General features: G+C 60.1%; 10 protein-coding genes. 3 read left to right on the plus strand and 7 right to left on the minus strand.

The features are described 5' to 3' along the window. Positions 1-23: 23 nt before the first annotated feature. Positions 24-1,697 (minus strand): putative bifunctional diguanylate cyclase/phosphodiesterase, encoded by a 1,674-nt coding sequence (locus tag ACSFE6_RS02310; protein WP_435426078.1) that lies wholly within the window; start codon positions 1,695-1,697, stop codon positions 24-26. Between the two features lie 265 nt (positions 1,698-1,962). Here ACSFE6_RS02310 and rep point away from each other — a divergent pair, with 265 nt between their 5' ends. Both rep and ACSFE6_RS02320 read left to right on the plus strand, forming a co-directional pair. Continuing rightward, positions 1,963-3,972: a DNA helicase Rep gene (gene rep / locus ACSFE6_RS02315; protein ID WP_435426079.1), complete on the plus strand. Its 2,010-nt coding sequence runs from the start codon at positions 1,963-1,965 to the stop codon at positions 3,970-3,972. A gap of 57 nt (positions 3,973-4,029) precedes the next feature. Beyond that, positions 4,030-4,602 carry a xanthine phosphoribosyltransferase gene (locus tag ACSFE6_RS02320; RefSeq protein WP_435426080.1) on the plus strand — a complete coding sequence of 191 codons (573 nt, stop codon included), beginning with the start codon at positions 4,030-4,032 and terminating at the stop codon, positions 4,600-4,602. 129 nt (positions 4,603-4,731) lie between these two features. Here ACSFE6_RS02320 and ACSFE6_RS02325 read toward each other — a convergent pair whose 3' ends face one another. From ACSFE6_RS02325 to dadA, 5 genes are all read right to left on the minus strand, one after another. Further along, a complete protein-coding gene (locus ACSFE6_RS02325) occupies positions 4,732-6,654 on the minus strand; it encodes an acetyl-CoA hydrolase/transferase C-terminal domain-containing protein (protein WP_435426081.1) in 1,923 nt (640 codons plus the stop codon). A gap of 283 nt (positions 6,655-6,937) precedes the next feature. Next, positions 6,938-7,348: a c-type cytochrome gene (locus ACSFE6_RS02330; protein WP_435426104.1), complete on the minus strand. Its 411-nt coding sequence runs from the start codon at positions 7,346-7,348 to the stop codon at positions 6,938-6,940. 181 nt (positions 7,349-7,529) lie between these two features. Next, positions 7,530-8,078 (minus strand): cupin domain-containing protein, encoded by a 549-nt coding sequence (locus ACSFE6_RS02335; protein WP_435426082.1) that lies wholly within the window; start codon positions 8,076-8,078, stop codon positions 7,530-7,532. A gap of 128 nt (positions 8,079-8,206) precedes the next feature. Then, complete coding sequence (gene alr / locus ACSFE6_RS02340; RefSeq protein ID WP_435426083.1) at positions 8,207-9,280, minus strand: alanine racemase; 1,074 nt, start codon at positions 9,278-9,280, stop codon at positions 8,207-8,209. A gap of 123 nt (positions 9,281-9,403) precedes the next feature. Then, a complete protein-coding gene (gene dadA, locus ACSFE6_RS02345) occupies positions 9,404-10,708 on the minus strand; it encodes a D-amino acid dehydrogenase (protein ID WP_435426084.1) in 1,305 nt (434 codons plus the stop codon). Between the two features lie 157 nt (positions 10,709-10,865). On the opposite strand from dadA, the gene ACSFE6_RS02350 reads away from it, so the two are divergent. Then, positions 10,866-11,354 carry an Lrp/AsnC ligand binding domain-containing protein gene (locus ACSFE6_RS02350; protein ID WP_095194410.1) on the plus strand — a complete coding sequence of 163 codons (489 nt, stop codon included), beginning with the start codon at positions 10,866-10,868 and terminating at the stop codon, positions 11,352-11,354. 140 nt (positions 11,355-11,494) lie between these two features. On the opposite strand, the gene ACSFE6_RS02355 is transcribed toward ACSFE6_RS02350, so the two are convergent. After that, a complete protein-coding gene (locus tag ACSFE6_RS02355) occupies positions 11,495-11,848 on the minus strand; it encodes a YkgJ family cysteine cluster protein (RefSeq protein ID WP_435426085.1) in 354 nt (117 codons plus the stop codon). Between the last annotated feature and the right edge of the window lie 55 nt (positions 11,849-11,903).

The raw sequence follows: 11,903 nt of genomic DNA on the forward strand, positions 1-11,903 counted from the left end.
GCTCGCTCCCACAGGTTTTGTGCTTAAACCACTACTTCCAGCGCTGGCTGTTGGCTGCTGCCAAACATCAAATACTCAACAAGATCGGTCAACGCCAACGGCTTGCTGATCAGGTACCCCTGCACCTGATCACAATCGAATCCACGCAACAGATCCAGCTGCTCCGGGGTTTCCACGCCTTCGGCGACCACTTCCAGATTGAGGTTGTGCGCCAGGTTGATCATCGCGTGAACCAGTTTGCGGTTCTCTTCGCGCTGCTCCATGCCGCCGACAAAGCTCTTGTCGATCTTCAGCAAGGTGATCGGCAGGCTGTTGAGGTGCACGAACGATGAGAACCCGGTGCCGAAGTCGTCGAGGGAGAAGCGCACACCCAGGCGTCCGAGGGCATCCATGGTCTGCTTGACCAGATCGCTGCGGCGCATGACCGCGGTTTCGGTCAGTTCGAACTCCAGCCATTGCGCCTCGACACCGCGCTCGGCAATCAGCCGGCTCAGGGTCGACAACAACTGACTGTCCTGGAATTGCCGGAAAGACAGGTTGATCGCCATATGAAGTGGCGGCAAACCACGCTCGCGCAAGGCCTGCATGTCACGCAGGGCCCGGGAAATCACCCAATAGCCGAGCGGCACAATCAACCCGCTTTGCTCGGCCAGCGGCACGAACTCGCTCGGTGGCAGCAAGCCACGCTCGGCATGGCGCCAGCGCACCAGGGCTTCGAGGCCGACAATTTGCCCGTCTTCAAGATTCAGCCTGGGCTGGTAATGCAGTTCCAGCTCATCACGACGTAGCGCGCGGCGCAGCTCGGTTTCGAGGTCAGCGACGCTTCGGGCATTGCGGTTGATGCGCTCGTTGAAGATGTGAAAGGTGCAACCCTGGGTGCTCTTGGCCTGTTGCATGGCGATGTGCGCGTGCCACATCAACGGATCGGCGCCGGCCTGGGCCCGGGCGTGGGCGATTCCCAGGCTGGAGCCGATCAACAGGCTTTCGCCATCGACCCAATAGGGTTCGGCCAGGGCTTCGGTGATGCGTTCGGCCATCCATTCGGCGCGCTGCGGGGCGCGACGGGTGTCGATCAGCAAGGCAAATTCATCGCTGCCCAGCCGTGCCAGTTGATCGCCGGCCTCCAACTGGCTCTTGAGCCGCGCGACCACTTGCAGGATCAGCCGGTCGCCCGCCTGATGGCCAAGGGCATCGTTGGCGTGACGGAAGTTGTCGAGATCGAGGTGGCCCAGCGCCAGGCCGCGGCCGTCGTTTTCCGCCAGTCGCGCCGTCAGCAGCGTCTGGAAGCCCTGGCGGTTGGCGATGCCGGTCAGCGGGTCTTGCTCGGCCAGGCGTTGCAGAGTGTTTTCCAGAACGCCCCGCTCACGCACATGGCGCAGGCAGCGGCGCAGCATGCCAGGGTCGAGGTGGTCGCGCACCAGCCAGTCGCTTACGCCGTCGGGCGGGAGCAGCGGCTCATGTTCAAGCAGCAGCACCGTCGGCAGACAGCAACGGCCCGGTGCCGGCTGGAGTGCCGGGATCGTCAACAACACCGCGCTGCGGTTGTCATCGAACAGACTGCTGACCGACTCCCAACTCGGCGCGCTGATGAGCACGGCCGAGCTCCCCATCGGAGCCAGACACTCGCGCAACAACGCTGCCCACGCTGGCTCTTCGGCCAGTAGCAGCAAACGCAAGGGTTCGACAGGCGTAGACAAGCTAGCTCCCTAGACTCTGCAAAGATGTAGGCGACGGGCATTATGCCGAGGCGATACCTAATAACCAATGACATCAGTTATCAAAACGAAGCCTTTGTATCCGGAATTACGAACATTAGCCGCAAATCCGTTGCGCATCCTGCGTGAAAGTAACAAAACCGGCAATTAGAGATCGCGTTATGCGTCACAAGTCGGAGAGAGCAGCACAATTCTCTGAGCCTGTTAAAATGCCGGCCCATTTCGTGACTGACCCCTGAATTTAGCTATGTCCCGACTCAATCCCCGGCAGCAAGAAGCCGTGAGCTACGTCGGCGGCCCTCTTTTGGTGCTCGCCGGTGCAGGCTCCGGCAAGACCAGCGTGATCACGCGCAAGATCGCCCATTTGATCCAGAGCTGCGGCATCCGCGCTCAGTACATCGTCGCAATGACCTTCACCAACAAGGCTGCGCGGGAGATGAAGGAACGGGTCGGGACCCTGCTGCGCGCCGGTGAAGGTCGCGGCCTGACGGTCTGCACCTTCCACAACCTGGGCCTGAACATTATCCGCAAGGAGCATGTACGGCTGGGCTACAAGCCGGGCTTTTCGATCTTTGACGAAACCGACGTCAAGGCCTTGATGACCGACATCATGCAGAAGGAATACTCGGGCGACGACGGCGTCGACGAGATCAAGAACATGATCGGCGCCTGGAAAAATGACCTGATCCTGCCGGCCCAGGCCCTGGAAAACGCGCGCAACCCCAAGGAACAGACTGCCGCCATCGTCTACACCCACTATCAGCGCACGCTCAAGGCGTTCAACGCGGTGGACTTCGACGATCTGATCCTGCTGCCGGTAAAACTGTTCGAAGACCACGCCGACATTCTGGAAAAGTGGCAGAACAAGGTGCGCTACCTGCTGGTGGACGAATACCAGGACACCAACGCCAGCCAGTACCTGCTGGTGAAAATGCTCATTGGCAAACGCAACCAGTTCACCGTGGTGGGCGACGACGACCAGTCGATCTATGCCTGGCGCGGCGCTCGTCCGGAAAACTTGATGCTGCTCAAGGAAGACTATCCGTCCTTGAAAGTGGTGATGCTGGAGCAGAATTACCGCTCCACCAGCCGCATCCTACGTTGCGCCAACGTCTTGATCTCGAACAACCCCCACGAATTCGAAAAGCAGCTGTGGAGTGAAATGGGCCACGGCGACGAAATCCGCGTGATTCGCTGCCGCAACGAAGACGCCGAAGCCGAGCGCGTGGCGATGGAAATCCTCAGCCTGCACCTGCGCACCGACCGCCCCTACAGCGATTTCGCGATCCTCTATCGCGGCAACTACCAGGCCAAGCTGATCGAGCTGAAATTGCAGCACCACCAGGTGCCGTATCGCCTGTCCGGCGGCAACAGCTTTTTCGGACGCCAGGAAGTGAAAGACCTGATGGCCTACTTCCGCCTGATCGTGAACCCGGACGACGACAACGCCTTCCTGCGGGTGATCAACGTCCCGCGTCGAGAGATCGGCTCGACCACGCTGGAAAAGCTGGGCAACTACGCCACCGAGCGAAAAATCTCGATGTACGCCGCCACCGACGAAATCGGCCTGGGCGAGCATCTGGACTCGCGCTTCACCGATCGCCTGTCGCGCTTCAAGCGCTTCATGGACAAGGTCCGCGAGCAGTGCGCCGGCGAGGACCCGATCTCCGCCCTGCGCAGCATGGTCATGGACATCGACTACGAAAACTGGCTGCGCACCAATAGCTCCAGCGACAAGGCGGCCGATTACCGGATGAGCAACGTCTGGTTCCTGATCGAAGCCCTGAAGAACACCCTGGAAAAAGACGAAGACGGCGAAATGACCGTCGAAGACGCCATCGGCAAACTGGTCTTGCGCGACATGCTGGAACGTCAGCAGGAAGAGGAAGACGGTGCCGAAGGCGTGCAAATGATGACCTTGCATGCCTCCAAGGGCCTGGAATTCCCCTACGTGTTCATCATGGGCATGGAAGAGGAAATCCTCCCGCACCGCTCCAGCATCGAAGCGGACACCATCGAAGAGGAACGCCGGCTGGCTTATGTGGGGATTACCCGCGCACGCCAGACCCTGGCCTTCACCTTCGCCGCCAAGCGCAAGCAGTACGGCGAAATCATCGACTGCGCGCCGAGCCGCTTCCTCGATGAACTGCCGCCGGACGACCTGGCCTGGGAAGGTAACGACGACACCCCGACCGAAGTCAAAGCCGTTCGCGGTAATAACGCACTGGCAGATATACGCGCGATGTTAAAGCGCTAGAATTGACCACTTTTACATAGACCTTCGGCGCCACAAGCGCCAAATGAGGACAGCTTCATGGAAGCCCTGCACAAGAAAATCCGCGAAGAAGGCATCGTGCTTTCCGACCAGGTCCTGAAAGTCGACGCCTTTCTGAACCACCAGATCGACCCGGCCCTGATGAAGCTGATCGGCGACGAATTCGCCACGCTGTTCAAGGACTCGGGCATCACCAAGATCGTCACCATCGAAGCCTCGGGCATCGCGCCGGCGATCATGACCGGTTTGAACCTGGGTGTACCGGTGATTTTCGCACGCAAGCACCAGTCCCTGACCCTGACCGAAAACCTGCTGTCGGCGACCGTGTACTCGTTCACCAAGCAGACCGAAAGCACCGTGGCCATTTCCCCGCGCCACCTGACCAGCAGCGACCGTGTGCTGATCATCGATGACTTCCTGGCCAACGGTAAGGCGTCCCAGGCGCTGATCTCGATCATCAAACAGGCCGGCGCCACCGTGGCGGGTCTGGGCATCGTGATCGAGAAGTCGTTCCAGGGCGGCCGTGCGGAGCTGGATGCGCAGGGTTATCGCGTTGAGTCGTTGGCTCGCGTCAAGTCGCTGGCTGGCGGCGTCGTGACCTTCATCGAATAACCAGCAACACCGCATTTCCCCTGTGGGAGCCAGCCTGCTGGCGATGGCGTCGTGTCAGTCAACATCTTCATGACTGGCAGATAGCAATCGCCAGCAGGCTGGCTCCCACAGTTGCTTTGGGTGTTGGCGTTATTGCGCTGTGGCCTTCAGGCCGGTAAGCAACAATCGCTGAAGCAGGTCTTCTTTCAAGCCTTCTGGATTGGTCAGTTGCATCCGCTCCAGATGTTCCGGGAACAACGAAGGCTCTGGCGCATCCAGCGCAGCCTTGCCCAGTTCCACTATCTCACTCAGTTTGAATTTGCTCTTCAGCCAATTCAACGCCCGCAACAGATCCCGCTCCACCTCCGTGAAATCACAACCCAACGGATATTCCGCAAACAGATGCGCATGCCGTGCCTGAATCGCCTGCAAACGCTGCGGATGGTTGTCGGTAAACCGAGGATCGAGACTGAAATCCTTGGGCAGCTTGCCGACCTTCTGCGCCTGCTCGATCAAACCCGGTTGAAAACGTGAGTCGCTGACGTTCAGCAGGGCCTCGATCACCGCCGCATCGGTCTTGCCACGCAGATCGGCGATGCCGTACTCGGTCACCACGATGTCCCGCAGGTGCCGTGGAATCGTGCAGTGACCGTACTCCCAGACGATGTTGGAACTGACCTCGCCACCCGACTCACGCCAGCTGCGCAGTAGCAGTACCGAGCGCGCCCCGTGCAGCGCATGCGCCTGTGCCACAAAGTTGTACTGCCCGCCGACGCCGCTGAGCACACGCCCGTCTTCAAGCTGATCCGCCACGCCAGCGCCCAGTAACGTCATGGTGAAGGCGGTATTGATGAAGCGCGCATCGAGCCGCTGCAAGCGTTTGAGCTCCTCCTGGCCATAGAGCTCGTTGATGTAGCTGATGCGGGTCATGTTGAATTCGCGCCGCTTGTTGTGCGGCAAGTCGCGCAAGCGTTCATAGAAACTGCGGGGGCCAAGGAAAAACCCGCCGTGTACACAGATGCCGTCAGCCTGCGCCGGTTCATCGAGGGTACCGGCATTGGCCTGTTCCTGAGACTTGGCATCCGGGTAGACCTTGCGCCGAACGATTCCGGCGTCGACCAGCACCAGCAGGCCGTTGACGAACATTTCGCTGCAGCCGTACAGGCCCTTGGCGAAGGGTTCGAGGCCACCTTCGCGCTCGATCAGTGGCGCCCATGGGTCTAGGTCGACATCACTCAGCAGCGCCTTGTAACCGCCGTTATCGCTCTGTCGCGCCAACAACGCCGCCGTCACTGCATCGCCCATGGAACCGATGCCGATCTGCAGGGTGCCGCCATCGCGCACCAGTGTGCTGGCGTGCAACCCGATGAAATGGTCCTGGAAACCCACTGGCATGTTCGGTGTGGAAAACAGCGTGGTGCTGTCCTTCTCGTCGATCAGCAGGTCGAAGGTGTCGATGCCGACTTCCGCGTCACCGGGCATGTAGGGCAAGTCTTCGTGAGCCTGGCCGACCATCAGGATTGTCTCCCCGGCGGCCCGTCGTTTGGCGATCATCGGCAACAGGTCGAGGGTGATGTCAGGGTTGCAACTCAGGCTCAAGCGGTCGGGATGCTCTGAATCGCTCGCCACCAGTTGCGCCACTAGATTTAGTCCTGCTGCGTTGATGTCACGGGCAGCATGGCTGTAGTTGCTGCTGATGTAATCCTGCTGCGCCGTAGCACTGTTGAGCAGGCTGCCGGGCTGCATGAAGAACTGCTGGATGTGGATATTGTCCGGTATCTGGTCGCGACGCAGGTCGGCGAGAAAATCCAGTTCGGGATAATCACCGAACACCCGCTCGATAAAGGGTTCGAGAAAGCTTTTTTGCAATCCGTCCCCCAGCGGAGGCCGGCCCAGGCACAGCGCGGTGTAAATCGTCAGCCGCCGCTCTGGCAACTGTGCGATCCGCCGATACAGCGCGTTGACGAAGTGGTTTGGTTTGCCCAGGCCCAGGGGCAGTCCCATGTGAATGTGAACCGGCAACCGCGCCAGCACCTCATCGACCGCTTGCTCGATAGAACACAGCTGCACCATTCTGTCCTCCCGTACGTTCCGTTGTTTGGGGTTGGACCGAGCTTGCCGGGACTTTGCTGCAATGAACAGCCTGCTGAAACCAATCGACCACCACCGCCCCCTGTAGGAGCGAGCCTGCTCGCGATGAACGACCAGGCACTGCGGGTGATCAGATAACCCGCGTCATCGTTGACGACCATCGCGAGCAGGCTCGCTCCTACAGGGAGGGCACGCGGCGTTTATCGAAATCGCAGGCACAAAAAAGCCGCTCGCAAGCGGCTTTTTCGCGAAAGAGACCGGTAGGTTACAGACCGGACATCTCTTTGATGGCGCCCTTGAGCTCGTCATCGGAGCAGTCGGCGCAGGTGCCTTTAGGCGGCATGGAGTTGATACCGGTAATGGCTTTGGCCAGGATGCCGTCGAGGCCGCCCTGGTGATCGGCACGCTCTTTCCAGGCTGCCTTGTCGCCGATTTTCGGCGCGCCCAACAGGCCGGTGCCGTGGCAAGCATTGCAATGTTTGGCAATGACGTCTTTAGGTGCCTTGGCACCGCCGCCGCCCGCTGCAGCGGCGACTTCCATGCCCTTGCACTCTTTGCCCTGAACACAGACCTGGCCGACTGGCTCAAGGCGCTTGGCGATTTCGTCGTTGGTCGCAGCTTGTGCGCTGGCAGCCCAGAGGGCCAATACGGTTGCTGGTACGGCCAGCATTTTCATAATTAGGTTCACGCGTTCACCCTCAATGGTGGCTAGTCACGCCTACGGCCACGGTTCGCAGGCGGGCGCAAGTATAGCGGTAAGCCCGCGACACTGAAACAACCCCAAAGTCGAAGGGGTTTTGTTGCGCAACGGTAAAACAGCTCGGGGCCTCGGCCATGCTGGCAGGGCGCCTCTTTTCTTAAAAATTCGCCGGTGTAGCTGCGCTGATTAGTCGCGCCGGAACATCGAACGGATTGCGGAAACGGTGCGGCTTGGTACTTTCAAAGTAGTAGCTATCGCCAGCTTCGAGCACAAAAGTTTCAAGCCCGACCACTAATTCAAGCCGACCTTCAAGCAAAATTCCGGTTTCCTCGCCCTCGTGGGTGAGCATCTCTTCACCGGTGTCGGCGCCTGGCGGGTAGATTTCGTTGAGGAATGCGATAGCCCGGCTCGGGTGACCCCGGCCGACCAGCTTCATGGTCACGGCACCGTCGGAAATGTCGATCAGCTCGTTGGCTTTGTAGACGATCTGGGCCGGTGTTTCCTGAAGGATTTCTTCGGAAAAGAATTCGACCATGGACATGGGAATCCCGCCCAACACTTTGCGCAGCGAACTGATCGAGGGGCTGACGCTGTTCTTTTCGATCATCGAAATGGTGCTGTTGGTCACGCCCGCACGTTTGGCGAGTTCACGCTGGGAAAGCCCTTTGAGCTTACGGATCGATTGCAGTCGTTCACCGACGTCCAAAGCTTGCGCCTCCAGGAGTCAAGGTTGTTGAAATATTGATCGTTATCATGGCGACAGCGTTCAGTATTTACAACACCTCGACCTGAATCCTGTTCGGTGAGACGACTTCCGGTCCGTACCGCCTGGCGTCAGCTCCCGGAATAGAGCATTGGCACCCGGCGCAGGTTGCAGAATATCTGGTAAGGAATTGTGCCCGCCGCGATGGCCACGTCGCTGGCGAGGATGTTTTTGCCCCACAACTCCACCGTCGAACCCAGGCCAGCCTGTGGAATGTCGGTCAGATCAATACACAGCATGTCCATCGACACCCGGCCGATCAACTGACTGCGTTGCCCGGCGACCAATACGGGTGTTCCAGTCGGCGCCAGACGCGGGTAGCCGTCGGCGTATCCCATGGCCACCACGCCGACGCGCATCGGCTTCTGGGTGATGAATTTGGCGCCATAGCCGATCGGTTCGCCAGCGGGCAGTTCACGGACGCTGATCACCTTCGACTCAAGGGTCATCACCGGTTGCAGGCGCGAAGCCACGGCGTTGGCCTCTTCGAACGGCGTAGCGCCATACAGCATGATGCCCGGGCGTACCCAATCGCTCGGAATCTGCGGCCAACCCAGCACCGCCGGCGAGTTGCGCAGGCTGACCTCGGCTGACAAACCCTGACGCGCCGCTTCGAAGACCGCGACCTGCTCGGCACTGGCCTGGCAGTTCAACTCGTCGGCGCGGGCGAAGTGGCTCATCAACACGATCTTCGCCACTTTGCCGCTGGCCAGCAGTCGTTGATAAGCAGCCTGGTAATCCTTCGGATGCAATCCCACCCGATGCATGCCCGAATCGAGCTTGAGCCAGACCGTGATCGGTTTGCTCAGCACGGCTTTCTCGATCGCCTCAAGCTGCCACAGCGAATGCACCACGCACCAGAAGTCATGTTCGACGATCAGCGACAGCTCATCGGCTTCGAAAAAACCTTCCAGCAGCAACACCGGCGCGCGAATGCCAGCGGCGCGCAGCTCCAGGGCTTCTTCGATGCAGGCCACGGCAAAACCATCCGCCTCGGACTCCAGCGCCTGGGCGCAACGCACCGCGCCATGACCATAGGCATCGGCCTTGATCACCGCGAGGGCACGGGCACCCGTGACTTCACGGGCGATCTGGTAGTTGTGGCGAAGGGCTTGAAGGTCGATCAGGGCACGGGCAGGACGCATGGCGGCAGACTTCTGGTCGGTCGTTTGGAAGAAAAACCGGTGCTGCCGGCGGCGAAACCGCCAGTAGCACCGGGAGAGGGATTTTGCGCTATTGCTTACGGCAGAGCAGCTACAGCCGACAACTCACTGGTGAGCCGGTGCCGGACTGACATGCTTGGGCGACTCCGGACGCTTGCTGCCATAACGAGAAATATCCAGGCCTTCGGCGCTGATCTGCGGCTTTTTCTTCGCCATCAGGTCAGCCAGCAAACGACCCGAGCCACACGCCATGGTCCAGCCGAGGGTGCCGTGGCCGGTGTTCAGGAACAGGTTCTTGAACGGCGTAGCGCCAACAATCGGGGTGCCGTCCGGCGTGGTCGGACGCAGGCCGGTCCAGAAACTGGCTTCAGCGAGGTTGCCGCCCTGAGGATAAAGGTCATTGACGATCATCTCCAGGGTTTCACGCCGACGCGGGTTCAGCGACAGGTCAAAACCGGCAATCTCCGCCATGCCGCCGACGCGGATGCGGTTGTCGAAACGGGTGATCGCGACCTTGTAGGTCTCGTCGAGAATAGTCGAAGTCGGGGCCATCGCCGGATTGGTGATCGGCACGGTCAGGGAGTAACCCTTGAGTGGATACACCGGCGCCTTGATGCCCAGCGGCTTGAGTAGTTGAGGCGAGTAGCTGCCCAGTGCCAATACATAACGGTCAGCGGTTTCCAGCTTGCCGTCGATCCACACGCCGTTGATGCGATCACCGGCGAAGTCGAGGCGCTGAATGTCCTGGCCGAAACGGAATTGCACACCCAGTTTCGCAGCCATTTCTGCGAGCTTGGTCGTGAACATCTGGCAGTCGCCAGTCTGGTCGTTCGGCAGGCGCAGGGCACCGGCGAGGATATCGGTGACGCTGGCCAGTGCCGGCTCAACGCGGGCAATGCCTTCGCGGTCGAGCAATTCGAACGGTACGCCGGACTCTTTCAACACGGCGATGTCTTTCGCGGCGCCGTCGAGTTGAGCCTGGGTGCGGAACAGTTGGGTGGTACCAAGGCTGCGGCCTTCGTAGGCAATGCCGGTTTCGGCGCGCAGTTCGTCGAGGCAGTCACGGCTGTACTCGGACAGACGGACCATGCGCTCCTTGTTCACTGCATAACGGCTGGCGGTGCAGTTGCGCAGCATCTGCGCCATCCACAGGTACTGGTCGATGTCGCCAGTGGCCTTGATCGCCAGCGGCGCGTGACGCTGCAGCAGCCACTTGATGGCCTTGAGCGGCACGCCTGGCGCGGCCCACGGCGAGGCATAACCCGGCGACACTTGCCCTGCGTTGGCGAAACTGGTCTCCATGGCAGCAGCCGGCTGCCGGTCGACCACCACCACTTCAAACCCGGCACGGGCCAGATAATAAGCACTGGTGGTGCCGATGACGCCGCTACCCAAGACCATAACGCGCATTTTCATATCCCTCATCGCGGCTGACCGCTGACGTGTGTAGTTCAGAGCTTTAGATGCGCGCAGTGTAAAAAAGATTAGGCAGTGTTTTTCACTATATAAAAGCCTATATTTGGCGACAATTCTCGGCAAAAACCCTTTTCACGGAGGCGCATCCCCTATGCGTACCAACACTCAAACCAAACGTGAGCTGGACAAGATCGACCGCAGCATCCTGCGGATCCTGCAAGCGGACGGTCGCATCTCCTTTACCGAGCTTGGAGAAAAGGTCGGGCTCTCGACCACGCCCTGCACCGAGCGGGTCCGGCGCCTGGAGCGCGAAGGGATCATCATGGGCTACAACGCGCGGCTCAACCCGCAGCACCTCAAGGGCAGCCTGCTGGTGTTCGTCGAGATCAGCCTCGACTACAAATCCGGCGATACCTTCGAAGAGTTCCGACGCGCGGTGCTGAAATTGCCCCATGTGCTGGAGTGCCATTTGGTCTCAGGGGATTTCGACTATCTGGTGAAGGCGCGGATTTCCGAGATGGCCTCGTACCGCAAACTGCTGGGCGACATCCTGCTCAAGCTGCCCCATGTACGCGAATCCAAGAGCTATATCGTGATGGAAGAGGTGAAAGAGAGCTTGAGCTTGCCGATCCCGGACTGAGCTTTGTGGTGCCTGTTCGGCCGCCTTCGCGAGCAGGCTCGCTCCCACAATGGGCTCGTGTCGTGTTCGAGATTTGCTGACACTGAGGATCAACTGTGGGAGCGAGCCTGCTCGCGAAGGCAGGCGACTCGGTCTGATGCTTAAACGAGCACCTGCCGGTTCGAGGCCATGTACTCAAATATCTGCTTCTCGACCTGCGGGTGAATCAACTCCACCGGCCGCCGCCCATTGGGGCACGGCAAGGTCTGGGTGGTGCCGAACAACCGACAGATCAGCGGTCGTTCGTCATAAACCGTGCAACCATTGGGCCCCAGGTGCACACAGTTGAGCTCATCCATCGCCGCTTCCTGCTCGGCCCGGGTCTTGCGCGGCAGCCGTGACATTTCTTCCGGCGAAGTGGTCACCGGGCCACAGCAGTCATGGCAGCCGGGCACGCACTCGAACGAGGGGATCTGCTGGCGCAGTGTGCGAATTTTCTGGCTGTTGCAGCTCATCGTGGTGCCGACCGGTAGCGGGATAGAGCGTGATTCTGAGGCAAAAGCCGCGATC

This window comes from Pseudomonas baetica (assembly GCF_051216495.1).
GTDB lineage: Bacteria > Pseudomonadota > Gammaproteobacteria > Pseudomonadales > Pseudomonadaceae > Aquipseudomonas > Aquipseudomonas baetica_B.